Origin of the sequence: Actinomadura nitritigenes, assembly GCF_017573545.1 — a bacterium.
Classification (GTDB): domain Bacteria; phylum Actinomycetota; class Actinomycetes; order Streptosporangiales; family Streptosporangiaceae; genus Spirillospora; species Spirillospora nitritigenes.
Genome location: NZ_JAGEOK010000021.1, coordinates 18,386 through 41,890 on the forward strand (window position 1 = coordinate 18,386; position 23,505 = coordinate 41,890).

At 72.3% G+C, this 23,505-nt stretch carries 21 protein-coding genes and 1 pseudogene; 10 read left to right on the forward strand and 12 right to left on the reverse strand.

Annotated features, from left to right (window positions below):
- Positions 1–253: 253 nt before the first annotated feature.
- On the reverse strand, positions 254–457 hold the full coding sequence (gene bldC / locus J4557_RS29630) for a developmental transcriptional regulator BldC (protein ID WP_012850682.1): 204 nt from the start codon (positions 455–457) through the stop codon (positions 254–256).
- 273 nt (positions 458–730) lie between these two features.
- Positions 731–1,651 (reverse strand): DUF8083 family protein, encoded by a 921-nt coding sequence (locus tag J4557_RS29635; protein ID WP_486303375.1) that lies wholly within the window; start codon positions 1,649–1,651, stop codon positions 731–733.
- A gap of 92 nt (positions 1,652–1,743) precedes the next feature.
- On the opposite strand from J4557_RS29635, the gene J4557_RS29640 reads away from it, so the two are divergent.
- Together J4557_RS29640 and J4557_RS29645 are read left to right on the forward strand one after the other, a co-directional pair.
- Positions 1,744–2,826 carry a Leu/Phe/Val dehydrogenase gene (locus tag J4557_RS29640; RefSeq protein ID WP_208270044.1) on the forward strand — a complete coding sequence of 361 codons (1,083 nt, stop codon included), beginning with the start codon at positions 1,744–1,746 and terminating at the stop codon, positions 2,824–2,826.
- A gap of 316 nt (positions 2,827–3,142) precedes the next feature.
- On the forward strand, positions 3,143–3,349 hold the full coding sequence (locus J4557_RS29645; RefSeq protein ID WP_208270045.1) for a DUF3073 domain-containing protein: 207 nt from the start codon (positions 3,143–3,145) through the stop codon (positions 3,347–3,349).
- Positions 3,350–3,622: 273 nt separating this feature from the next.
- On the opposite strand, the gene purM is transcribed toward J4557_RS29645, so the two are convergent.
- Together purM and purF are read right to left on the reverse strand one after the other, a co-directional pair.
- Positions 3,623–4,648: a phosphoribosylformylglycinamidine cyclo-ligase gene (gene purM / locus J4557_RS29650; RefSeq protein WP_208270046.1), complete on the reverse strand. Its 1,026-nt coding sequence runs from the start codon at positions 4,646–4,648 to the stop codon at positions 3,623–3,625.
- A complete protein-coding gene (purF, locus tag J4557_RS29655) occupies positions 4,645–6,096 on the reverse strand; it encodes an amidophosphoribosyltransferase (protein ID WP_208270047.1) in 1,452 nt (483 codons plus the stop codon). The genes purM and purF overlap by 4 nt, the downstream gene beginning before the upstream one ends.
- Positions 6,097–6,223: 127 nt before the next feature.
- Between purF and J4557_RS29660 the strand changes: the two genes are divergently transcribed.
- Positions 6,224–6,595, forward strand: a complete 372-nt coding sequence (locus J4557_RS29660) for a DUF4190 domain-containing protein (RefSeq protein ID WP_208270048.1) — start codon at positions 6,224–6,226, stop codon at positions 6,593–6,595.
- Positions 6,596–6,608: 13 nt separating this feature from the next.
- Here J4557_RS29660 and J4557_RS29665 read toward each other — a convergent pair whose 3' ends face one another.
- Both J4557_RS29665 and J4557_RS29670 read right to left on the reverse strand, forming a co-directional pair.
- On the reverse strand, positions 6,609–7,247 hold the full coding sequence (locus J4557_RS29665; protein WP_208270049.1) for a LamG domain-containing protein: 639 nt from the start codon (positions 7,245–7,247) through the stop codon (positions 6,609–6,611).
- A gap of 137 nt (positions 7,248–7,384) precedes the next feature.
- On the reverse strand, positions 7,385–7,837 hold the full coding sequence (locus J4557_RS29670) for a sterol carrier family protein (protein ID WP_208270050.1): 453 nt from the start codon (positions 7,835–7,837) through the stop codon (positions 7,385–7,387).
- 239 nt (positions 7,838–8,076) lie between these two features.
- On the opposite strand from J4557_RS29670, the gene J4557_RS29675 reads away from it, so the two are divergent.
- The 4 genes from J4557_RS29675 to J4557_RS29690 all read left to right on the forward strand — a co-directional run bounded on the left by J4557_RS29675 (position 8,077) and on the right by J4557_RS29690 (position 13,305).
- Positions 8,077–10,236, forward strand: coding sequence for a serine/threonine protein kinase (locus tag J4557_RS29675; RefSeq protein WP_208270051.1), 2,160 nt, complete (start codon positions 8,077–8,079; stop codon positions 10,234–10,236).
- A 166-nt stretch (positions 10,237–10,402) separates the two neighbouring features.
- A complete protein-coding gene (locus tag J4557_RS29680) occupies positions 10,403–11,569 on the forward strand; it encodes a S8 family peptidase (RefSeq protein WP_208270052.1) in 1,167 nt (388 codons plus the stop codon).
- A 163-nt stretch (positions 11,570–11,732) separates the two neighbouring features.
- Positions 11,733–12,689, forward strand: coding sequence for a coiled-coil domain-containing protein (locus J4557_RS29685; protein WP_208270053.1), 957 nt, complete (start codon positions 11,733–11,735; stop codon positions 12,687–12,689).
- Positions 12,690–12,696: 7 nt separating this feature from the next.
- Complete coding sequence (locus J4557_RS29690) at positions 12,697–13,305, forward strand: hypothetical protein (RefSeq protein WP_208270054.1); 609 nt, start codon at positions 12,697–12,699, stop codon at positions 13,303–13,305.
- Positions 13,306–13,317: 12 nt separating this feature from the next.
- Here the strand turns inward: J4557_RS29690 and J4557_RS29695 are convergent, their stop codons facing one another.
- The 6 genes and pseudogenes from J4557_RS29695 to purS form a co-directional block, all read right to left on the reverse strand.
- Positions 13,318–13,839, reverse strand: a complete 522-nt coding sequence (locus J4557_RS29695; RefSeq protein WP_208270055.1) for a hypothetical protein — start codon at positions 13,837–13,839, stop codon at positions 13,318–13,320.
- Positions 13,836–14,354, reverse strand: coding sequence for a GNAT family N-acetyltransferase (locus J4557_RS29700; RefSeq protein WP_208270056.1), 519 nt, complete (start codon positions 14,352–14,354; stop codon positions 13,836–13,838). The genes J4557_RS29695 and J4557_RS29700 overlap by 4 nt, the downstream gene beginning before the upstream one ends.
- A 58-nt stretch (positions 14,355–14,412) precedes the next feature.
- Positions 14,413–16,707, reverse strand: a complete 2,295-nt coding sequence (gene purL, locus J4557_RS29705) for a phosphoribosylformylglycinamidine synthase subunit PurL (RefSeq protein WP_208270188.1) — start codon at positions 16,705–16,707, stop codon at positions 14,413–14,415.
- A gap of 1,013 nt (positions 16,708–17,720) precedes the next feature.
- Positions 17,721–18,401 carry a phosphoribosylformylglycinamidine synthase subunit PurQ gene (gene purQ / locus J4557_RS29710; protein ID WP_173097141.1) on the reverse strand — a complete coding sequence of 227 codons (681 nt, stop codon included), beginning with the start codon at positions 18,399–18,401 and terminating at the stop codon, positions 17,721–17,723.
- Positions 18,402–18,501: 100 nt separating this feature from the next.
- Positions 18,502–18,942, reverse strand: coding sequence for an ATP-binding protein (locus J4557_RS29715; protein ID WP_243776571.1), 441 nt, complete (start codon positions 18,940–18,942; stop codon positions 18,502–18,504).
- Positions 18,943–19,193: 251 nt separating this feature from the next.
- Positions 19,194–19,430, reverse strand: a pseudogene (purS, locus tag J4557_RS29720) (phosphoribosylformylglycinamidine synthase subunit PurS); the annotation flags it as partial.
- A 120-nt stretch (positions 19,431–19,550) separates the two neighbouring features.
- Here purS and J4557_RS29725 point away from each other — a divergent pair.
- From J4557_RS29725 to J4557_RS29735, 3 genes are all read left to right on the forward strand, one after another.
- Positions 19,551–21,170: a hypothetical protein gene (locus J4557_RS29725; protein ID WP_208270058.1), complete on the forward strand. Its 1,620-nt coding sequence runs from the start codon at positions 19,551–19,553 to the stop codon at positions 21,168–21,170.
- Positions 21,171–21,382: 212 nt separating this feature from the next.
- Entirely contained in the window at positions 21,383–22,516 is a 1,134-nt protein-coding gene (gene pdhA / locus J4557_RS29730) for a pyruvate dehydrogenase (acetyl-transferring) E1 component subunit alpha (protein WP_208270059.1), read from the forward strand.
- Entirely contained in the window at positions 22,513–23,502 is a 990-nt protein-coding gene (locus J4557_RS29735) for an alpha-ketoacid dehydrogenase subunit beta (RefSeq protein ID WP_208270060.1), read from the forward strand. The genes pdhA and J4557_RS29735 overlap by 4 nt, the downstream gene beginning before the upstream one ends.
- Positions 23,503–23,505 lie beyond the last annotated feature (3 nt).

Here is a 23,505-nt window from a genome sequence, read left to right on the forward strand (position 1 = left end):
GCCCTTGGGCCGGGGTCGAAAAAGGATTGCCCCGCTCGCGGTTGCGAGCGGGACATCCAGATCGGACGGTGATCGGCCCGGGACCGCGATTCTCGGATGACCGTGGTCCCGGCCCGTTCGTCCAGGAGGCCGCTGCGGCGTCCTCGCGCGTAATCGACGTGCGAGGCCGTCGAGGGGCCCCCTGACCGCCCCCCCAGTTGTTCGGCCGGGTGCTTCCGGCAGGGCTCGGCTCGAGCCCGGCCGGCCGGAGCGGCTACTCCGACCGCTGCTGCGGAATGCCCGCCAGCAGCGCGCGCACCTCCGCCTCGCGGTAGCGCCGATGCCCCCCGAGCGTGCGGATGGACGTGAGCTTCCCCGCCTTCGCCCACCGCGTGACGGTCTTGGGGTCGACGCGGAACATCGTCGCCACCTCCGCCGGCGTCAGCAGGGGCTCGGCCTCTGGCGTACGTGCTGACATGTTTGCGGCCTCTCCTCCGTGGACCGATGACAGCGATCCTGCGATTGATCCTCGCGCGGTCACTGATGTCCCCTATGGCCCGAAAGAGCCACTATGACATCACAACGTGTAACCTTGCCACCACTCAGCGCAACAAGCAAGTTCCTGGCGGTAGTTGCGTGCAAACATCCCCGCCGGGGCCGGGAGCTGCGCGTGTCCGGTGATGACTGAGTCACGCTGCGTGATTCTAGCGACACGTATAGTCGTATCGCGCGCGGATTCGGGAAATTTGTTTTAGTTCGCCGATTCCAGGGCCCGCACGGGCCTCCAGCGCGCGAGGAGACGCTTGTACATCGCCACGGTCAGCTCGACCTCACCGCGCTCCATCCCGGTGAGCGCGACGGCCATCTCCGCGACGGACTCGTCCCCCTGCAGCGTCCGGTCGTCCAGCAGGTGGACGAGGCCGCCGTAGTCCAGCTCGACCAGCGCCTGCGGATGGAACTCCCCGAGCCACCGGGCGAGCGTGTCCAGCCGGCCCGCCGACAGCAGGAAGACCTCTCCCGTCCCGTCGCCGAGGTTCTCGCGCACCACCGGGAGGGCGGCGGCGACCCGGCGGCGCGCCTCCCCCATCGAGGTGACGTAGATGAGGGTACGCGCAGGAGCCGCCGTTGCAGGGCCATGACCTGCTTGTTCTTGGGACGCGTCCTCCTCCGGGCCGTATCCGGCGCCCGGCGCGCCCAGCATCAGGCACCGCTCCCCGCGGGCGAACGGCACGAACCAGTCCAGTGGCACGTGCCACGTACTGGTGAGGATGTGCGGCCGCAGCGAGCGGCCGGCCCGCTTCCACTGATCGAACTCGCGCACGGCCCGCTCGGCGAGCGGCGGCGGGACGAACGCGGCCGCGAGCGCCGCCGCGTGCTCCCCGCGGAACCGCTCGAACGCCAGCCAGGACCGCAGCCTCGTCTCCCACGGGCAGACGTAGATCGTGTCGCCGACACGCCGGACGTAGGCGTCCCGGCTCTCCCGTTCCGGCACGACCTCCGGCGGCGCGCCGACGAGCCGGCGCGCCGCGTCGTCGTGCTCGGCGCCGAGCGCGTGGAGCCTCCGGGGCCGCCGCCTGGAGTCGGCATAGGCCGTCCACAGGGTCCGCGCGGGCTCCGGGAAGGCGGTCACCGGTTCATATATCCGTAGGTACGCCGCGTACGGAAACACCACCGCATCGTGACATGAGACCGGACGAACGCTGCCGTGAACACGCCATACCGCGCCCCTTAGTCTGATCTACAGACAGAGAGGAGGGCACTACCGTGCCTAATGTCTTCGGGTCGCCCCACAAGGGCACAGAGCCCCGACACGAGCAGGTCGTCTTCTGCCAGGACGAGGCCAGCGGCCTGCGCGCGATCATCGCGATCTACTCCACCGCGCTCGGCCCCTCGCTGGGCGGCACCCGCTTCTACCCCTACGGGTCGGAGGAGGAGGCGCTCACCGACGTGCTGAACCTGTCCCGCGGCATGGCCTACAAGAACGCCATGGCGGGGCTGGACCTCGGCGGCGGCAAGGCCGTCATCATCGGTGACCCCGCCCAGGACAAGTCGGAGGCGCTGCTGAGGGCGTACGGACGGTTCGTCCAGTCGCTCAACGGCCGCTACTACACGGCGTGCGACGTCGGTACGTACAGCGAGGACATGGACGTGGTGGCGCGGGAGTGCCGGTTCGTGACCGGGCGGACGGTCGCGCACGGCGGCGCGGGCGACTCGTCGATCCTGACCGCGTACGGCGTGTTCCAGGGCATGCGCGCCGCGGCGGAGACGGTGTGGGGCACGCCGTCCCTGCGGGGCAGGAGGGTCGGCGTGGAGGGCGTCGGGAAGGTCGGCCACAGGCTGGTGGAGCACCTGCGCGAGGACGGCGCGGACGTGGTCATCTGCGACGTCAGCGAAGCGGCGGTCGAGCGCGTCCAGGCGCTGCACCCCGAGGTGGACGTCGTCGCGGACAAGGACGAGATGGTCCGTACGGAGCTGGACGTGTACGCACCGTGCGCGCTCGGCGGTTCCCTCAACGACGACACGGTGCCGGTGCTGAGCGCGAAGGTGGTGTGCGGGGCGGCCAACAACCAGCTCGCCCACTCCGGCATCGAGAAGCGCCTCGCCGACCGCGACGTGCTGTACGCCCCCGACTACGTGGTGAACTCCGGCGGCGTGATCCAGGTGGCGGACGAGATCGAGGGCTTCAACTTCGACCGGGCGAAGGCGCGCGCGACGGGGATCTACGACACGACCCGGAAGATCTTCGCGCTGGCCGCCGACGAGGGCGTCCCGCCGGCGGTGGCCGCCGACCGGCTCGCCGAGCGGCGGATGTCCGAGATCGGACGCCTGCGCGGCATTCTCCTCTGAGCGGACGGCGCTCCGGGCCGCCACGGGGCCGTATGTCCGGTTCCGTGGCGGCCCGCCGCGTTTGCGCCGATGGCGACCGCTCTCGCCGCGTGTCGCGGCGCCGTGCGGCCGCCCTGGAGGACCGGCCTGACCACCGGATACACTGGAGTCCGCAGCAACAAGAGCGCCACCACGTACCGTCGATGTACCGAGCCGGGCGCAAAACGGGTACGGTTGTACCCGTGACTGACGCATGGCTCATCAGGCACCGGTTCGTGTGGTACACGCGCGCGTTGATGGGCCCACGAAAGCCCTGACCATCGAGGGGGTCGAGCCAATGGGTCGCGGCCGAGCCAAGGCCAAGCAGGTGAAGGTTGCCCGCCAGCTCAAGTACAACAGCGGCGGTACAGACCTCGACCGCCTGAAGCACGAACTCGGGGTCAACGACTCCGGTGACGACTCCTACGATGAGCTCGCCGAGAAGTACGCGGACTTCGCCGATGACTACGGGACCGAGGACCGCAAGGACGGCACCTCCGGTTGACCGGCCGACAACACGCCACTGCCCGCTCGCGCGGGCGGTGGCGTTTGTTCGGTTTCGGGCATGCGGTCCCCGGCGTCCCTGAAAGCCGCCCCGCACGACTGAGAGCCGCCTAGGGGCGCGTTCGGCGTCTCGGGCGCATCAGCGGACCCGCGGGTCTCCCGGGCGTCCCAGCGTCGCGCTCAGCGCCTCGCCGTCCCACCCGGAGGCCCGGGCGGGACGGATCGGAGGGTCGGTCGGTTCATCGGCGGATCGGACGGTCGCTTCCCGGACGGGTCAGGCGACGTCGGCCCGGCCGCTCCCCTCGGTGACCTCGCCGAGGACCCAGGACGGCACGCCGCGCGACGCCAGCAGCCGCAGCGCCTCGTCAGCGGTCTCCGGGGCGACGATGGCGGCCATGCCCACGCCCAGGTTGAACGTCTTGTCCATCTCCGCCTGCGGCACGCCGCCGTGGCCCTGCAGGACCCGGAACAGCGCGGGCACCTCCCACGACGAGCGGCGCAGCACGGCGTCCGCGGTCGGCGGCAGGGACCGCGCCAGGTTCGCCGCGAGCCCGCCGCCCGTGATGTGAGCGAACGCACGGACGCCCCCGGCCCGGGTCAGGGCCAGGCAGTCCTGCGCGTAGATGCGGGTCGGTGTGAGCAGTTCCTCACCCAGCGGGCGGTCCAGCTCCGGCGGCTGCGACTCCAGCGTGAGATCGGTCGTGGCCAGGATGTGGCGGACGAGCGAGTACCCGTTGGAGTGGATGCCGGACGACGCCATGGCGATGACCGCGTCCCCGGGGCGGACACGGTCCGGCCCGAGCAGCTCTCCGGCCTCCACCACGCCCGTCCCGGCGCCGGCGATGTCGAACTCGTCCGCCTCCAGCAGGCCGGGGTGCTCGGCGGTCTCGCCGCCGACCAGGGCGCAGCCCGCGAGGGCGCAGCCGTCCGCGATGCCGCCGACGATGTCGGCGATGCGCTCCGGCACGACCTTGCCGCAGGCGATGTAGTCGGTCATGAACAGCGGTTCGGCGCCGCAGACGGCGAGGTCGTCGATGACCATGCCGACGAGGTCGTGCCCCACCGTGTCGTAGACGCCGAGGCGCCGCGCCAGGTCGACCTTGGTGCCGACGCCGTCCGTGGACGTCGCCAGCAGGGGCCGCTTGTAGCGCAGGAAGGCGGACGCGTCGAAGAGGCCCGCGAAACCGCTGGCGTCGTCCACGACCTCGGGACGCCGCGAGCGCGCCACCCGCGACTTCATCAGCTCGACGGCGCGCTCGCCCGCGGCGATGTCCACACCGGCGGCCTCGTACGAGGTCATCGGGTGACCTCCAGCAGGTGCTTGCCGCGGGCGGCGTCCTCCACCGGGATGGGGTAGACGCCGTCGAAGCAGGCCCGGCACAGGTTGTCCTTGGGGATCCGCGACGCGGAGATCAGCTCGTCCAGCGAGATGTAGCCGAGCGAGTCGGCGCCGATGGAGTCGCGGATCTCCTCCACCGACAGGTTCCCGGCGATCAGCTCGGCCCGCGTGGCGAAGTCGATGCCGTAGAAGCACGGCCACGACACGGGCGGGCTGGAGATGCGCACGTGCACCTCCCTGGCGCCCGCGTCCCGCAGCATCCCCACGATCGCGCGCTGGGTGTTGCCGCGGACGATCGAGTCGTCCACCACCACCAGGCGCTTGCCCTCGATCGCCTCGCGCAGCGGGTTCAGCTTCAGCCGGATGCCGAGCTGGCGGATCGTCTGCGACGGCTGGATGAACGTCCGGCCGACGTAGGAGTTCTTCACCAGGCCCTGGCCGTAGGGGATCCCGGACGCCTCGGCGTAGCCGATCGCGGCCGGGGTTCCCGACTCCGGCGTCGGGATGACCAGGTCGGCCTCGACGGGGTGCTCGCGGGCCAGCCGGCGGCCGACCTCGACCCGGGTCGCCTGGACGCTGCGCCCGGCGATCGTGGTGTCCGGCCTGGCCAGGTACACGTACTCGAACAGGCAGCCCTTCGGCCGCGGCTCGGCGAACCGCTCGGAGCGGACGCCCTCGCCGTCGATCGCGATCAGCTCGCCGGGCTCGATCTCCCGGACGAACCGGGCGCCGACGATGTCGAGACCGGCGGTCTCGGACGCGACCACCCAGCCGCCGTCCTCCAGCGAGCCCAGCACCAGCGGGCGGATCCCCTCGGGGTCGCGGGCGGCGTACAGGACGCCCTCGTCCATGAAGACCAGGGAGTACGCGCCGCGCGTCACCGGGAGGATCTCGCGCGCCGCCGCGAGCGGGCCGCCGTCGCGGGTGGCCAGCAGCGCGGTCAGGACCTCGGTGTCGGTGGTGGCGGTCAGCACCCCCGGCTCCAGCCGGGCGGCCAGGTCCGGGGTGTTGATCAGGTTGCCGTTGTGGACCAGCGCCAGCCCGCCCGTGTCGGTCGAGCGGAACGTGGGCTGCGCGTTCTCCCACGTCGGCGAGCCGGTCGTGGAGTAGCGGCAGTGGCCCACGGCGATGTGGCCGCGCAGGGTGTTCAGCACCGACTCGTCGAAGACCTGGGCGACCAGGCCCATGTCCTTGTAGACGACGATCCGGGAGCCGTCGCTTACCGCGATGCCCGCCGACTCCTGCCCGCGGTGCTGGAGCGCGTACAGGCCGTAGTAGGTGAGCTTGCTCACTTCCGCCCGTGGCGCCTGGTCCGCGGGGACCCAGACGCCGAAGACCCCGCAGGCGTCCTGCGGGGGGCGGTCGGAGGGATCGATGTCGTGGCTCAGACGTCCGTCACGGAGAGGCACATCAGCCAGTCTAGATGCCCCCTTCACCTGCTCGGATCGGTGGATCTCCTTAAGCGACCTTTACTCCCCGCGAGCACGGCTTTCAGCGTCCGCACGCAAATCTGGTGGCCGACACGTGGAGGGACGCATGACGCTGCCTGGGTACCGGACCTATTCGCCTCCCGCTCCGCCCAGGCGGAGCGGGCTGGCACGGGCCTCCCTGGTGCTCGGCATCGTCGGGCTCCTAGGGCTCGCCCTCTGCCTCCTGGGGCTGATCCCGGCGCTCGTGGGGCTTGTCCTGGGGACGATCGCTCTCGTCCGCGGGCAGTCCGAGCGGTGGCCCGCAGTGGCGGGGGTCGTGTGCTCCGGGATAGCCGTCGTGGTGGGCGCCCTCGCGCTGTCCTGGTTGCTGAGCAAGGCGGCGACGTGCGGGGACACGTCCCGCTACCCGGACGACGCGGCGCGCCAAGAGTGCGTGGAGCATGAGTTCCCGTTCATCCGCGATACTCCGGCCCCCTGAGCCGGGTCCCTTGTCAGCCCGCTTCCTGGGCGGCGAGGGCGGCCACCGCCTCGGCGGTCAGGGGCGACGCGTAGACCCGGAAATCGTCCATCAGGCCCCCGAAACCGGGCTTGGTGGGTTCGCTGCCCAGGTAGATGGGCCCGGCCGGCGTCACGACGGCGTGCTCCAGGGACATGCCCGTGTCGAGACGGCCGTTGATGTAGAGGAACATGCCTTCCTGATCCACGACGAAGGCGACGTGGGTCCAGTCCCCCAGGGTCAGCCTCGCGTGGCTGTCCACGTACTCAGGCCCCTTGATGGTGAACAGCTGCACACGCATGCGCATGGCGTCCGGGTAGAGCCACATGCCGAGCGCGCGCGCATCGCTCTCCGCCACCGGCTTGTAGAGCAGGCTCCGCCACTCGCCGGTCGGCTCCTCCACCACCCGGACGAAGAACGCCACGCTGAACCCGAACACCTGGCTCAGCACCAGCTGCGGCATCGCGGGGATCAGCGCCCGGCCGCGGCCGTCCAGGCTCAGCGCCTCCCCGTGCCGCCCCGGGACGATCTGCGCGGACTCGTTCAGCTCCGCGACCGGCCCGCCCCCGGCGGCGTCCGCCACCCGGCGGCCGTCGACGGTCTCGACGTCGAACGTCCAATGCGCAACGAGCACGGGTCCACCTCCTGCACGGCGTCTCGCCGATGCGGTGCCCCGACGGTCGGCCCCCACGCTCGCAGCGCCCGGCGCGCCAGGCAAGGCACGAATCGGACACGGCGCCCGGCGGCGCAGGTCAGGCCCGGTAAACCCGATCAGCCGAGCGGCAGCGGGACCTGCGCGGACAGGTCCGCGCGCGCGCCACTGGCCCTCACCCGGTTGGCGGTGACGGCGTCCTCCCAGCTCAGCCGTCCCGTCGCCAGCGCGATCCAGGTCCCGGCGTCCATCTCCACCACATTCGGCGGGGTTCCCCGGGTATGGTGCGGGCCGGCGATGCACTGCACGGCGGCGTGCGGAGGGACGCGCACCTCGACCGACCGGCCCGGCGCCAGCTCCGCGAGCCGGTCGAGCAGGAACCGGACGGCGCCGCGGACGACCGGGCGGGACACGTCCCCGGCCAGGTCCTTGCCCGCGTCCAGGGCCGCCAGAACGGTCTCCAGGGCCGCGCGGCGCAGCGCGGCGGCCTCGTCCGGGCCGGGGAAGGGCGGCAGGCCCAGGGCGGCGCGCTGCTCGTTCAGCACGGCGGTGGAGAGGGGTGTTCGCGGCACCGTCCCGACGCTACCGGGTCGCCGCCGGCGGAAGGGAGCGGGAGACCGCCGGGCGGCGGGTGCCTGAGGGCCGCCGGACGAGGGTGTTCGGCGGCGGCAGGGCGGGGCGCTCCGCCGTCGATGGCACCCGAACGCCTCACACACGGTAAAAATGGACCCCGGTAGCAGGCACGCATGGGGACTCGAAAGGAACGGGGAAGCCGGGGACGCGGTCCCCGGAGGACACGGAGGTTCGTCAGATGCCCGAGGCGCTGCCCCTGCAGCCCGGTGACCCGCGACGGCTCGGCTCGTACGAGGTCACGGGCCGGCTGGGCGTCGGCGAGCAGGGCGCCGTCTTCCTCGGCCGGGACCCTGCGGGCGGCCTCGTCGCCGTGAAGCTCCTGCACGTCCGGCTGAGCGGCGAGCCCGTGGCGCGCTCCCGGTTCGCCAACGCCTTCGCGTCCGCCCAGAAGGTCTCAGGCTTCTGCACGGCGGCGATCCTCAGCGCCGATGTGGAGGGCGACCGTCCCTACGTGGTGAGCGAGTGGGTGGACGGGCCTTCCCTGCAGCAGCTCGTGGACGAGGAGGGGAAGCGCGGCGGCGCCGTGGTGGAACGCGTGGCCGTCGGTGCGGCGGTCGCGCTGGCCGCCGTCCACCGGGCGGGCGCCGTCCACCACGGCCTGAAGCCGGGGAACATCCTGCTCGGCAGGAACGGCCCCCGGATGTCGGACTTCGGGATAGCGCGCGCGCTGGAGGCCGTTAACGCCGCGCCCACCGGACGCATCACCGAAGACCCCGCCTACAAGGCGCCCGAGCAACTCAGCGGCAGCGGCATAGGCCCCGCCGCCGACGTCTTCGCCTGGGCCGCCACCATGCTCTTCGCGGCGACGGGCAAGGCGCCCTTCGGGGACGGCTCCCCGTCGGAGGTGATGCAGCACATCATCTACGAGGAGCCGGACCTGTCGGAGGCACCGCCGTCCCTGCGAGACGTGATGCGCGACGCGTTCGCCAAGGACCCCGCCGCGCGTCCCACCGCCAAGCAGGTACTCGAACGGCTCCTGGGGGAGAGCAGCGCGCTCGCTGGGCGCCTGCCCGCATCGATGCTGGACGAGGGCCGTGCGCTCGCCACGAGCGCCGTACCGGCCGCGCAGGCCACCCCGCCGCCCCCTCAGCCTCCGGCGCAGCCGCCGGTCCAAGCGCCGCCGCTCGCCGGCCTGGGGCAGCCCCTCAGGTCGCCCTCACCGCAAGGGCCCTCCGCACAGGTGCCGCCACCACCGCAAGGGCCGCCGCCGCAGGGGCCGCCACCCGGCGCCGGGCCGGCGCCCATGCCGCCGGGGCCGCCACGCTCGCCTATGGGCGTCCCCATGGGGACATCGCCTTCTCCTGTGGGCGGTCCCGTCGGCGCACCCATGGTCGCCCCTCAGGGTCCGCCGCCCCAGCAGGAATTCATGCCCCCGCCTCCCGGCAACGCGCCCGGGACGCAGCCGCCGCCCACGACGGCCCGGCACGCGTTCCAGCCGCCGCCGTCACGTCCCTTCCGGAAGCTCTCACAGTTCCTGTCCTCTACTTCGCTGGGGAAGGACAAGCAGAAGCCCGAGCCGGAAGGCCCCGCCGGTTCCGGCGGCCCGGCGCCGTCCGTGCCTGATCTGGACCCGGCCGCCTTCGAGGCGACCACCACGTTCAACGTGGTCGCCCCGTCGGCGGACGCCACGGCCACGTTGAGCGCCGTCCCCGAGCCCCCCGGCCGGCACGACCCCGCCCCGACCGCCATGTTCGACCCCCTCGACATGCCGGACGCGCCGGACGCGCCGGACTCGACGACGGCGTCGCACCTGATCCCCGGCCTGCGGGCCGAGCAGGGCGGCGGTGGCGACCGGAAGGGGTCGGCGCTCCTGGCCCTCGGCCGGATGCGCCGTCCCAGCAACCACGTCCTGGGCGTGGCGCTGTCGCTCGTCATCGGCGTCGGCGTGGGCATCGCCATCATCGTGCTCGTGCTGTGGCCGCAGCTGAAGGACGACGGCGACCCGCCCACCAACCAGACCAACGCGTCCGCCAACCAGCCGGTGAGCACGGTCCCCGGCCCGTTCGCGGGGACCTGGAAGGGCACGGTGGTGAACGCCGGCCAGCACGCGTCCTTCCCCGTCGAGGTGACGTTCCAGACCGGGGCCACCACCGCGCGCGGTGTACCCGCGGGAGCGCTGCACCGGGACGCTCACGCTCAAGAGCGGCACGCAGAGCAACCTGACCATGGACCTCGCCATCCCGGCGCCCTGCACGTCCGGGACCGTCCAGATCAAGCGGATGCCGGACGGGACGCTCCAGTACGCGTGGAGCAGGCCCGGCACGAAGCTCGCCTACTCCGGGAAGCTGTCGCGCGGCTGACCCCGCCCGCGCGCGACCGGATCGGAACCGTCTCTTGAGGTGGCCTTCCGGTTGACGGCCGACTCCGGCCGCCGCGCGACCCGTCCAACCCGTCCGCTTTGCGGCCTATTTCGGGATAGTTCCGCTAGGGTTTCCCCTCGATCGAATTCCCGATCTTCTGACGGGCCGCCGAGAGCGCGGCCCCCCGGCAGAAGGAGACACGCCTTGCGGGCTGTCCACCGGAGGCTCCTGTTGGCCGGCGTCGTCGCGGCGTGCGTCGGCGGCGCGGCGGCCTTCCCCGTCCTCGCGGACTCCTCTTCCCCCTCCCTCGTCAAGGTGACCGCCGCCGAGGGCACCCCCGTGCCCGGCCGCTACATCGTCACCCTGAAGAAGGGCGCGTCCGCCGAGTCGGCCGTCAACAAGGTGAAGGCCACCGGCGCCCAGCGCTTCGACGGCGTCCTCAACGGCTTCGCCGCGAAGCTGACCGGCGCCCAGCTCGACAAGCTCCGCCGCGACAGCCGCGTCGCCGCCATCGAGCAGGACCAGGTCATGAAGGCCCAGGGGACGCAGGGCTCCGCGCCCTGGGGCCTCGACCGCATCGACCAGCGCAAGCGGCCGCTGTCGAAGAGCTACCACTACACCTCGCTGGCCAAGAACGTCACCGCCTACGTCATCGACTCCGGCCTCGACGTCACCCACACGCAGTTCGGCGGCCGCGCCGCCATCGCCTGGGTCGCTCCCACCTACAACGGCAACGGCGCCGACTGCAACGGCCACGGCACCCACGTCGCCGGCATCATCGGGTCGTCCACCTACGGCGTCGCCAAGGGCGTCAAGCTGCGCGCGCTCCGCGTCCTCGACTGCGACGGCACGGGCTACGTGTCCGACCTCGTGTCCGCCGCGCAGTGGCTGCGCACGCACGCCGCCAAGCCGGCCGTGGCGAACATCTCGATCGGCGCGCCCAAGTCCGCCGCCCTGAACACCGCCGTGGAGAACCTGTCCCGGTCCGGCGTCTTCGTCTCCGTCGCGGCGGGCAACGACAACGCCGACGCGTGCAAGTCCTCGCCGTCCGGCGCGGGCTGGGTCATGGCCGTCGGCGCCACCACGTCCTACGACAACCGCGCCACCTTCTCCAACTGGGGCAAGTGCGTGGACATCAACGCCCCCGGCTACGACATCCGGTCGACGCTGCCCGGCAACAAGACCGGCCTGGAGAGCGGCACGTCCATGGCCTCGCCGTTCGTCGCCGGCACCGCCGCCCTCTACCTGCAGACGCACCCCAACGCGTCCTTCCCCACGGTGCAGAAGTGGCTGAACGACAACTCCACCAAGAACGTCCTCGGCCGCATGCGCAGCCAGGCCAACCGGCTGCTCTACAAGAGCAACCTCTGACCCTCCCGTAGGATGGCCCGGCCCCCCATGGGGGCCGGGCTTCTGGGCGTTGAACCGTCCCACCCGTCACAGCCGTTTAACCTTGGCGAGGACAAGGACGGCCCCCTCGCCGTCCGTTGGCATTCGGCCGGGCGCCCCCGGGTCCGGCCGGAGAGGAGCAGACGTGGAGTCCCCCACCTCCACCCTCCGGAGACGAACCCGGCGCGCGGCCCTGGCCCTCATCGCCGTCGCCCTGCCGCTGGCCGGCACCGCCGCCCCCTCCTCCGCCGCGCCGCGCACCCCCGCCGCACTGCCGTCCGACCCCGGCGACAGCGGCAAGTTCGCCAGGATGAACGCCCAGATCGCCAAGCTCGACAAGGCCTACGGCGGCGACCTCGCCAAGCTGAAGGACGCCCAGTACGCCGCGAAGAAGGCGCTGCAGAAGTCCGAGAGCCTGCAGGGCGACCTCAACGACGCCCGCTCCCTCGTCGCCCAGATGGCCGCCACCCAGTACATGACGGACGGCCAGGGCCCCACCATCTCCATGCTCGCCGCCGGCAACCCGTCCGACATGCTGAGCGGCTACACCCTCATCGAGCACCTCTCGCAGAACAAGACGGCGAAGGTCGCGCAGATCGGCAAGCTCGTCGACGAGCAGGCCAAGGCGCACACCCAGGCCCAGCAGAAGATCACCGAGCTGCAGAAGGAGATCAAGGACCTCCTCGGCCAGAAGAAGCGCGTCGAGGCCCTGGTCAAGAAGTACAAGCCGCAGTCACCGAGCGTCGGCATGGGCGGCGTCACCCCGCGCATGATGAACGTCAAGACCGTCATCGACCAGGAAGAGGGCCCCTTCCCCACGATCGGCTGCGTCCGCACCACCGGCGACCCGCAGGACCACGGCACCGGCCACGCCTGCGACTTCATGGTCACCACCGGCGGTGTCATGGCCACCGGCGCCGCCAAGGCCCACGGCGACGCCACGGCCGCCTACGCCATCGCCCACGCGAGCGCCCTCGGCATCAAGTACATCATCTGGCGCCAGCGCATCTACGACCTCCGCAGCCCCGGCTGGCGCATGATGGAGAACCGCGGCGGCGTGACCGCCAACCACTTCGACCACGTCCACATTTCGGTCTTCTGACCGCCGAATGGGCTTCTGGGGCACCCTCGCCTTCGTCCGATCCCCTCGTCCCGCGGGGACGCTGGACGCGCTGTCCTCTTGGGCCGCCCTCGGCATGGCCTCCTGGCAGCACGGGGACGGCTGGCAATGCGTCCAGTTCCGCCACGACCAATACCTCGATTGGCGCACGGTGCTCATCGAGGTGATGCACGAGACCGCCCGGCCCGTGCTCGGCGCCTTCGTCCTCGACAGCGACGGCGCGTGCGTCCTCGGCGCCGACCCCGTGAACGGCCCCTGGTCGGCGGTGCTCGAGATGGAAGGCGTCCTGGCGCACCTGGTCGTTCCGGTCATCGAGTGGGTGGACGGCGAGGAGACCCCTCGCATGCTCGACGACGATCCGGAGTACCTGCGGGAACGCGAACGTTTGCGCACGGCGCTCACCGACATGTGCGGCCCGGTCGAGGACATCGCCCGCCGCGCTATCCGTTGGTCCGCAGAGGCGGGGTACCGCGCCGAAGCCGAACCCGTCGTGCGGGCCCTCAGCGCCACGGGCGGCTTTGTCGAAGAGGTCTTCGAGGAGCTCTGCAAAGCCCTCGGAATCCCCGCCGCCCGGCAGGACCCCGCCCGTCCGGGATGAAGGGCGACCGCCTCAGGCGCGGGCGGGGGGCGAGGCGATCAGGTTCGTTCGCCTTCTTCGGTCTTGAAGGTGCGGAAGCCTCGGCGGTGGTAGTTGGGGAGGGCGCTGGGGTGGTCGAAGGACGAGGTGTGGAGCCACACCCGGGCGGCCGTCGGGGACAGTTCCCACGCGTGCTGAATTCCCAGGGTCAGCGCGTAGCCGCCGAGGCCCTTGCCGACGAAGTCGGGGAGCAGGCCCGAAGCTCTTGATCTCGACCTCGTGGTCCTGGGGGTCGTAGGCGACGATGCCGGCGTGGTCGTCGGTGAAGGACAGCAGGCCGAACGCCCGGCGGGGGTTCTCGTCGAACCAGGCCCGCCATTCGTCGGGGGTGCGGCGGGAGCTTCTCCAGCCGTACGGGGCGCCGACGCGGGCGAGGACGTCCGGGACGAGGGGCGAGGTCCGGTCCAGGGGTTCCAGGACCAGGCCGGGGACGGGGGCGGCCGCGACCAGCTGCGCGCGGTCGGTCATCTCGACGTACGTCACGATCTCCTTCACACCCGCAGGCTACGGCGCGGACGCAGTTCGCGGCGGTAGCGGAGTTCGTCGACGGCGGTGCCGCGGACGGTCCGGCGGCGGGTCTCGCCGGTGAAGGCCCAGCCGGCGGCCTCGTAGAAGGCGCAGGCGCGCCGGTTGCCGTCGAGGACCCAGAGGACGGCGCTTTCGTAGCCAAGGCCGGAAAGGGCGTTGAGGGCGTGCGCGTGGAGTGCGCCGCCGATCCCTTGCCGCCAATGTGACTCGGCCACGTGCAGGGCCAGCAGTTCGCCCGTGTGAGGGACGTCGTGTGACGGGCCGGTCTCGGCGAAGGCCACCATGGCGGGCGTGGTGACGAACGTGGTGCGGGACGGGTCGCGGAGCCTTTCGCGCCACCGGTGCTCGCGTTCGGCGGGGTCGTAGGCGGCGAGGAAGCCGTCCGGGAGGAGGCCGCGGTAGGCGGCACGGTACGAGGACAGGTGCAGGCGGGCGATCGCGGGAGCGTCGGCCTCAGTGGCAGTTCGGATCGCGCGGGACATGCCTCACGAAAATACGAGAAGGGCGCCCCCTTGGGGCGCCCTTCCGTGGTCGTGCGGGTCAGTTCGCGTAGCTGGGGAGCATGCGCTCGTTGGCCTCGCGGAGTTCGGCGAGGGGGATGGAGAACAGCTCCTGCTGGTCGCCCTCCGGGCCGCGCCCCGCGACGTTCAGCGCGTCGCCGCCGGCGACGCCGATCTGGGTGACCGGGACGCCCGCCGACTCGCAGAGGGCCGCCAGGCGGGCCTCGCCGCCGGGACGGACCGCGACCATGGCGCGGGCCACCGACTCGCTGAACAGCGTGACGAACGGGTCGCCGGGCAGGGTGATCCGGGCGCCGAGGCCGCCGCGCAGGCAGGACTCCACCAGGGTCTGCGACAGGCCGCCGTCCGACAGGTCGTGGACGGCCGTCAGGAGGCCCTCGCGGATCGCGGTGACCATGACGGACGCCAGGGCCGCCTCCGCCTTCAGGTCGACCAGCGGCGGCAGGCCGCCGAGGTGGTTGTAGACGACGTGCGCCCATTCGGAGCCGCCGAACTCCTCGCGGGTCTCGCCGAGCAGCGCGATCGTGGCGCCGTCGGAGGTGAGCGCCATGTCCACGCGGCGGCGGACGTCGTCGTGGACGCCGAGGACGCCGATGACCGGGGTCGGGTTGATCGGCGTGGTGCCGGTCTGGTTGTAGAAGCTGACGTTGCCGCCGGTCACCGGGATGCCGAGGTACTGGCAGGCGTCCGCGAGGCCCTCGACGGCGCGGGCGAACTGCCACATGACGCCCGGGTCCTCCGGGGAGCCGAAGTTCAGGCAGTTCGTCACGGCGAGGGGGCGGGCGCCGGTGGCGGCCACGTTGCGGTACGCCTCGGACAGCGCGAGCTGCGCGCCCGAGTACGGGTCGAGCCGGGTGTAGCGGCCGTTGCCGTCCAGGGACAGCGAGATGCCGAGGCCCGACTCGTCGTCGATCCGGACGACGCCCGCGTTGTCCGGCATGGCGAGGACGGTGTTGCCCAGCACGTACCGGTCGTACTGCGAGGTCACCCACGTCTTGCTCGCCAGGTTCGGCGAGCCCGCGAGCCACAGCACGGTGCGGCGCAGCTCGTCGCCGTTGGACGGGCGGGTCAGCCGGCCCGGGGTGTCGGACTGGAGGGAGCCCAGGTCGTGCGGGGGCTCCAGGGGACGCTCGTAGACGGGGCCCTCGTCGGCGGCGGTGACCGGCGGGATGTCGACGATCGTCTCGCCGCGCCACGTCATGACGAGGCGGCGGGTGTCGGTGACCTGGCCGATGACGGTGGCGGGGATCTCCCAGCGGGCGCAGATCTCCATGAAGCGGTCGACCTTGTCGGGCGACACGACCGCCATCATGCGCTCCTGCGACTCGCTCATGAGGATCTCCTCAGGGCGCAGGGTCGCGTCGCGCAGCGGGACGGCGTCGAGGTCGACGTACATGCCGCCGGTGCCGGCGGCGGCCAGCTCCGTCGTCGCGCAGGAGACGCCGGCGGCGCCGAGGTCCTGGATGCCGACCACGAGGTCCTCGCGGAACAGCTCCAGGCAGCACTCGATGAGCAGCTTCTCCATGAACGGGTCGCCGACCTGGACCGACGGCCGCTTGGTGTGCGACTCCTCGTCGAAGGTCGCGGACGCGAGGACGGACGCGCCGCCGATGCCGTCCGGGCCGGTGAGGGCGCCGAACAGGATCACCTTGTTGCCGGGGCCGGGGGCCACGGCGCGCTTGATGTCCTCGTGCTTCATCACGCCGACGCAGAGGGCGTTGACCAGCGGGTTGCCCTCGTAGCAGGCGTCGAAGACGGTCTCGCCGCCGATGTTGGGCAGGCCGAGGGAGTTGCCGTAGCCGCCGACGCCGGCGACGACGCCGGGCAGCACGCGCTGGGTGTCGGGGGCGTCGGCCGGGCCGAAGCGGAGCGAGTCCATGACGGCGATCGGGCGGGCGCCCATCGACATGATGTCGCGGACGATCCCGCCGACGCCGGTCGCGGCGCCCTGGTACGGCTCGACGTAGGACGGGTGGTTGTGGGACTCGACCTTGAAGGTGACCGCCCAGCCCTGGCCGATGTCGACGACGCCGGCGTTCTCCCCCATGCCGACGAGCAGCTTGTCGGTCTTGGGGGCCTTGTCGCCGAACTGGCGCAGATGGACCTTGGAGCTCTTGTAGGAGCAGTGCTCGCTCCACATCACCGAGTAGATCGCCAGCTCGGCGGAGGTGGGGCGGCGGCCGAGGATGTGCCGGACGCGCTGGTACTCCTCGTCGTTCATGCCCAGCTCGACGTACGGCTGCGGGCGGTCCGGCGAGGCGGCGGCGATGGCGACGGTGTCGGTGCCGGGGTCGGCCTTGACGGACGACTCGATCGCGAGCCGGGCGCCCCCGCCGATGGCGGGCTGCGGGCCCGTCCCGGACCCGACGGCGTGCTGGGGCCCGGTGTTCGGGCCGCCGACCGCGGGCTGCGGGCCGGTGTTCGGGCCGCCGACGGCGGGCTGCGGGCCGGTGCCGGAGCCCACGGCGGGCTGCGGGCCGGTGCCCGACCCGATCGCGGGCAGCGGACCGGTCGCCGGGCCGACGGGCGGCAGCGGCCCCGTCCCGGAGCCGACGGCCGGGAACTGGCCGGTGCCGGACGGGAACGGGCCGCTGGTGGACGGGCCGACGGCCGGGAACTGGCCGGTGTTCGATCCCACGGCGGGCTGCGGGCCCGTCCCGGAACCGATCGCGGGCAGCGGACCGGTCGCCGGGCCGACGGGCGGCAGCGGGCCGGTGTTCGGGTTCACGGCGGGCAGCGGGCCCGTCGCGGGACCGGGGACGGCCTGCGGGCTCGCGCCGGGACCCGCCCAGGGGCCGGACTGCCCCTGCGGCCCGACGGCGGGCTGCGGGCCCGTGCCGGAGCCGATGGCGGGCTGCGGGCCGGTCCCGGGGCCGGCGACGCGCTGCGGCGCGGCGGGCGGAGGCGGCGGGAACGCGGCGTACTCGCTCAGGTCAGGGGTGGTGAGCGTGGGGTCGGTGTGCGGCGGCAGGGGGACGGCGACGCCCTCCTCTGCCAGCGCGCGCGCGAGGTCGTCCGAGGGGGCGCTCGTGTCCGGCGTGGTGCGTCCCGTCGCGGCCGCGTCGTCGTTCAGCACGGGTAGCGGCCCGGTGAACGGCCCCTGCGGGGCGGGCGGGGCCGGCGGTCCCTGCGGCGTCGGCGACGCGGCGGGCGAGTTGGACCGGTCCTCCTCCAGGATCGCCTCGAAGGCCTGCGTCACCGACGGGTCGACGGGCTGCAGCTCGGGGTCGTCGGCGTCGGACTTCAGCTCGTCCAGCCAGTCCAGCGACGGCTCGTCGTGCGCGGCGTCGCGCGCCGCGCGGCCGGAAGCGTTGGGCCGTTGCTCGCTCATGCGTTGACCAGTCTCTTGACGATCGAGGTGAAGAAGCCGAGCCCGTCGGTGGACGGGCCGGTCAGCGACTCCGCGGCGTGCTCGGGATGCGGCATGAGACCGACCACGTTGCCGGCCTCGTTGCAGATCCCGGCGATGTCGTCGAGGGAGCCGTTGGGGTTCAGGTCGAGGTAGCGGGCGACGATCCGGCCGGAGTCGGCCAGTTCGGCCAGGGTCTCGCGGTCGGCGGTGTAGCGGCCGTCCGCGTTCTTGACCGGGATCACCAGCTCCTGGCCCTCGGTGTACTCCGAGGTCCAGGCGGTGCCGGCGTTCTCGACGCGCAGCCGCTGGTCGCGGCAGACGAAGTGCAGCCCCGCGTTGGGCAGCAGCGCGCCCGGGAGCAGGTGCGACTCGCAGAGCACCTGGAAGCCGTTGCAGATGCCGAGGACCGGCAGCCCTGCCTTGGCGGCCGCGACCAGTTCGGTCATCAGCGGAGCGAACCGGGCGATCGCGCCGGCCCGCAGGTAGTCCCCGTAGGAGAACCCTCCGGGCAGCACGACCGCGTCGACCCCTTGCAGGTCGTGGTCGGCGTGCCAGAGGGCGACCGGCTCGGCGCCGGCGAGCCGCACGGCGCGCGCGGCGTCCTTGTCGTCCAGGGAACCAGGGAAGGTGATGACCCCCACCCGGGCAGCGTCCATCTGTTCTGTTCCTCCGAAATGAGGTGCGGCCGGGACGGTCGGGTCTCATCCGCCGATCACCGCTGCGCGCGTCGCACATTCCCCCCGCGCGTGTACCAATCTACCCGGCCGTGTGCATGAGCCGGCGGGCGAGGCCGCCCACCAGTGCCCCGTCCCGCCAGGTCAGGCGCTTCCGCAGGTGGACGATGGTGCCCCGGTCGGACGTGCGGTCGATGTCCAGATCGTCCACCAGCGCCCGCATGATTTTAAGCCCGCGCCCGGATTCGCTCAAAACCCCCCGGTCCGCCGGGACGGGACGCGGCCCGTGGCCGCCGTCCTCGATCTCCAGCAGGCAGGTGCCGTCGTCGACGCGCCCGGCGACGCGGTAGTCCCCGGTGGCGCGGGCGTGCTGGACCGCGTTGGTGCACGCCTCGGAGGCGGCGACCAGGATGTCGGCGACGCAGTCCTCGGCGACGCCCAGCCCCCGCAGCGCGTCCCCCACCACCCGGCGTACCACCGGAATGCTCGGCGCCTCGCGCGGCAGCGCGAGCGCGAACTCCATATCCACCCCGGACACCTCGTGTCATGCCCCGGGCGTCCCGGCAAGGCCCCCGGACCCGGAGCGTGCTCGACGACTCGACGCAGGTAAGACTTCCCCGCCGGAATCTTCCGTAACCGCTATACTGTCGGGTCTTTCGCCTCGCCCTGGAGCCCCTCGGACGGGACCTGCTGCCCTTCGACCTGCGGCGCCTCGGCCGGTGCGCCCTCGGGAAGGCCCTCCGGAGCCTCGGGTTCGAGCCCTTCGGGCTGCAGGACCCGCACCTCGAAGTTCTCGATCACCGGGTTGGCGAGCAGGGTCTCGGCGATCCGGCGGACCCGCTCCAGCGCGGCCTCGTCGGCCGGCCCCTCGAGCTCGACCTCGAACCGCTTGCCCTGCCGGACGGCCACGACGCCGTCGAACCCCATCTGCGGCAGCTTCCGGGCGATCGCCTGGCCCTGCGGGTCGAGGATCTCCGGCTTGAGCATGACGTCGACGACGACACGCGCCACGGTCGCCCCCTCACTGATCTGCGCTTTTGCTTACGGACCTGAAGCGTACGGCACCATTGGCACTCGCGACCCACGCATCCCCCTTGTCCGCACCCCGCCCGCACCACCCGGAGCCGTCCGATGAACATCGAGGACCTCACCCCATCGGAGCGCCGCCTGTGGGAGGCGTTCCCGAGCGGCGAATCCGTGGACCTGTCGACCGGCGACCCGGCGCACGACGATCCCGGGTCCGCGACGCACTGGGGGCATGACCGGATGGTCAGGGCCGAGGTGCTGGTCGCGCTGCTGGTGGGCGCGGTGGAGCCGGAGCCGGGACGGGTCGCCGCCGTCCGGCTGAGCGGCGCCCGGATCACCGGCTCGCTGAACCTCGGGCACGCCGAGGTCCGCGTGCCGCTGGCGCTGACCGGCTGCTCGTTCGACGCGGCGCCGCACCTGTACTGGGCCAGCATGAACAGCGTCCACCTGATGGGGTGCCGGCTGCCGGGGCTGGTCGCGTCCGGCACCCGGGTGGACGGCCACCTGTGGCTGGAGGGCAGCCGGATCTCCGGCGGCCTCTGGCTGGACGGGGCGAACATCACCGGCATCCTGAACATGTCGGGCGTCCAGCTGTCCAACCCGGGCGGGGACGCGCTGCTCGCCGACCGGCTGACGGTGGAGGCGAACGTCTACTGCGACCAGGGGTTCGCGGCGAACGGCGAGGTCCGGCTGCCCGGCGCGCGGGTCGGCGGCCAGCTGATCTTCCGGAAGGCGCGGCTGCACAACCCGTCCGGCGCCGCGCTCTACGCGAGCCGGCTGGACGTGGCGGCGAACGTGTTCTGCGACGGCGGGTTCGTCGCGGAGGGCGAGGTCCGGCTGCGCGGCGCCCGCGTCGGCGGCTACCTGTCGTTCGTCGGCGCGCACCTGTCGGCGCCCGAGCGGACCGCGCTGAACGCCGACGACCTCACCGTCGAGACCGACGTGTACTGCTCGGACGGGTTCACCGCGCACGGCTCGGTCAGCTTCTCCGGGGCGCACGTCACGGGGCAGCTCAGCCTGCGCGGCGCGCACCTGCGGCACGAGCAGGGGACCGCGCTGAGCCTGCAGCGCGTCCAGGCGGAGGAGCTGCTGCTGCGCCCGGCGGACAAGATCGCCGGGATCACCGACCTGTCGTACGCGCGGATCAACCTGCTGCGGGACGAGGCGGCGACGTGGCCGGACCGGCTGCAGCTCGACGGCCTCCAGTACGAGACGCTCGACCCGCCGCTCAGCGCCCGCGAGCGGCTGGCCTGGCTGCGCCGCGACACCGACGGCTACGCGCCGCAGCCGTACGAGCGCCTCGCGCAGACGTACCGGTCCCTCGGCCTGGACGCCGACGGGCGCTCGGTCCTGCTCGCCAAGGCCCGCGACCGGCGCCGCACGCAGGGCATCCCCCTGAAGGTCGTCGGCTTCCTGCAGGACGTCCTGGTCGGCTACGGGTACCGGCCGTTCCGGGCGGCGAGCTGGCTGATCGGGCTGCTCGCGTTCGGCACGATCGTCTTCTCCATCCACCGGCCGGACGTCCTGGACACCGGCCACAAGCCGCATTTCAACGCCTTCTTCTACACGCTCGACCTGCTGCTCCCCATCGGCAGCCTCGGCCAGGAGGTCGAGTTCGCGCCGAGCGGGATCTACCAGTGGGTGGCCAACCTCATCGTGGCCGCCGGGCTGGTCCTCGGCCTGACCGTCGCGGCGGGCGCGACCCGGGCCCTGTCCCGCGAGTAGCCGGGGGCGCGCGGGCGCGTGCCGTGGCGCGGATCACGGCGGATCAGGGCTCCGGAGCGGGGTAGGAGATAGGCGGCGGCACTTGCATCTCCGGGTGTGACGTCTGCCACGATGTCTTTGGTGGGTTTTGTCCCTTACCGGGGACGGGGCCGCTGACATCGGCCGGCTGTGCGGCGATCCCGCGTACCGGCCCCGAACGAGGAGTGCCATCAATGACGATCGACTCCGTGCGCGGCGCGCCAGGCGCCTCCGAGCTCGCCGAACCCGAGCTCATCAGGCTGCTGACCCCCGAGGGGGAGCGCGTCGAGCATCCCGACTACCCGCTGGACCTGAGCGCCGGCGAGGTCCGCGGGCTGTACCGCGACCTGGTGATCGTCCGCCGGATCGACCGGGAGGCCGTGGCGCTGACCCGGCAGGGCGAGCTCGGCCTGTGGGCGTCGCTGCTCGGCCAGGAGGCCGCGCAGATCGGCTCGGGACGCGCGCTGTCCGAGCACGACATGGTCTTCCCCACCTACCGCGAGCACGGCGTCGCGTGGTGCCGGGACGTCCCGCCGCTGAACCTGCTCGGCCTGTTCCGCGGCGTGAACCACGGCGGCTGGGACCCCGCCGAGCACGGCTTCCACCTGTACACCGTCGTGATCGGCAGCCAGACGCTGCACGCGACGGGCTACGCGATGGGCGTGCAGCGCGACGGGGTGCTGGGCACGCCGTCCGCCGGCGCCACGATCGCCTACTTCGGCGACGGCGCGACGTCGCAGGGCGACGTGAACGAGGCGTTCGTGTTCGCCTCGGTGTTCAACGCGCCGATCGTGTTCTTCTGCCAGAACAACCAGTGGGCCATCTCCGAGCCGCTGGAGAAGCAGACGCGCATCCCGCTGTACAGGCGCGCGCAGGGCTACGGGTTCCCCGGGCTGCGGGTGGACGGCAACGACGTGTTCGCGTGCCTCGCCGTCACCAGGAAGGCGCTGGAGAACGCGCGGACGGGCCAGGGCCCCACGCTGATCGAGGCGTACACGTACCGGATGGGCGCCCACACCACCACCGACGACCCCACGCGCTACCGGCTGAAGGCCGAAGAGGAGGCGTGGAAGCTCAAGGACCCGATCGAGCGGGTGAAGGCGTACCTGATCCGCAACGACCTCGCCGACACCGCGTTCCTGGACGACGTCGAGGCAGAGGCCAAGCAGGTCGCCAAGGAGCTGCGGGAGGGCTGCCTGGCCCTGCCCGACCCTGCGCCGCTGTCGATGTTCGAGCACGTCTACGCAGAAGACCATCCGCTGATGACCGAGGAGCAGGAGCAGTTCGCCGCCTACCTGGCGTCCTTCGAGGAAGAGGTGCCGTCGTGACCGCGGAGACCCTGACGCTCGGCAAGGCGCTGAACGCCGGCCTGCGCAAGGCCATGGAGGACGACCCGAAGGTCCTGGTCATGGGCGAGGACGTCGGGAAGCTCGGCGGCGTGTTCCGGATCACCGACGGGCTGCAGAAGGACTTCGGCGAGGAGCGGGTGATCGACACCCCGCTGGCCGAGTCCGGCATCGTCGGCACCGCGATCGGGCTCGCGCTGCGCGGGTACCGCCCGGTCTGCGAGATCCAGTTCGACGGGTTCGTGTTCCCCGCGGCCGACCAGATCATCACGCAGCTCGCCAAGATGGGCATGCGGTCGCTGGGCGCGCTGTCGCTGCCGGTCGTCGTCCGCATCCCGTGCGGCGGCGGCATCGGCGCGGTCGAGCACCACTCGGAGTCGCCCGAGGCGTACTTCACCCACACCGCCGGGCTGCGCGTCGTCGCCTGCTCCAACCCGGCGGACGCGTTCACGATGATCCAGCAGTCGATCGCCTCGCCCGACCCGGTGATCTTCTTCGAGCCGAAGCGCCGGTACTGGGACAAGGCCGAGGTCGACGTCGACGCCGCGCCGGACGCGTGGGCGCCGCTGCACGGCGCGAAGGTCGTCCGGCCCGGCGAGCACGTGACGCTGCTGGCCTACGGGCCGCAGGTGAAGACCTGCCTGGAGGCCGCCGCGGCCGCCGCCGAGGAGGGGCGGTCCCTGGAGGTCATCGACCTGCGCTCGCTCAACCCCCTCGACATCGACGCGATCACGGACTCGGTGAACCGCACCGGACGCTGCGTCGTCGTCCACGAGGCCCCGGTGTTCAGCGGGTTCGGCGCCGAGCTGGCCGCGCGGATCACCGAGAGGTGCTTCTACCGGCTGGAGTCGCCGGTGCTGCGCGTCGGCGGGTTCTCCACCCCGTACCCGCCGTCCCGCCTCGAGGACCACTACCTGCCCGACCTGGACCGCATCCTCGACGCGGTCGACCGGACCTTCGCGTGGTGACGC

Coding starts and splice junctions, on each gene's coding strand:
- J4557_RS29700 (WP_208270056.1), bottom strand. CDS start 14,354: ATGTCCCGCGCGATCCGAACTGCCACTGAGGCCGACGCTCCCGCGATC.
- J4557_RS29645 (WP_208270045.1), top strand. CDS start 3,143: ATGGGTCGCGGCCGAGCCAAGGCCAAGCAGGTGAAGGTTGCCCGCCAG.
- bldC (WP_012850682.1), bottom strand. CDS start 457: ATGTCAGCACGTACGCCAGAGGCCGAGCCCCTGCTGACGCCGGCGGAG.
- J4557_RS29715 (WP_243776571.1), bottom strand. CDS start 18,942: ATGGAGTTCGCGCTCGCGCTGCCGCGCGAGGCGCCGAGCATTCCGGTG.
- purQ (WP_173097141.1), bottom strand. CDS start 18,401: ATGGACGCTGCCCGGGTGGGGGTCATCACCTTCCCTGGTTCCCTGGAC.
- J4557_RS29725 (WP_208270058.1), top strand. CDS start 19,551: ATGAACATCGAGGACCTCACCCCATCGGAGCGCCGCCTGTGGGAGGCG.
- purM (WP_208270046.1), bottom strand. CDS start 4,648: ATGACCTCGTACGAGGCCGCCGGTGTGGACATCGCCGCGGGCGAGCGC.
- J4557_RS29675 (WP_208270051.1), top strand. CDS start 8,077: ATGCCCGAGGCGCTGCCCCTGCAGCCCGGTGACCCGCGACGGCTCGGC.
- pdhA (WP_208270059.1), top strand. CDS start 21,383: ATGACGATCGACTCCGTGCGCGGCGCGCCAGGCGCCTCCGAGCTCGCC.
- J4557_RS29660 (WP_208270048.1), top strand. CDS start 6,224: ATGACGCTGCCTGGGTACCGGACCTATTCGCCTCCCGCTCCGCCCAGG.
- J4557_RS29690 (WP_208270054.1), top strand. CDS start 12,697: ATGGGCTTCTGGGGCACCCTCGCCTTCGTCCGATCCCCTCGTCCCGCG.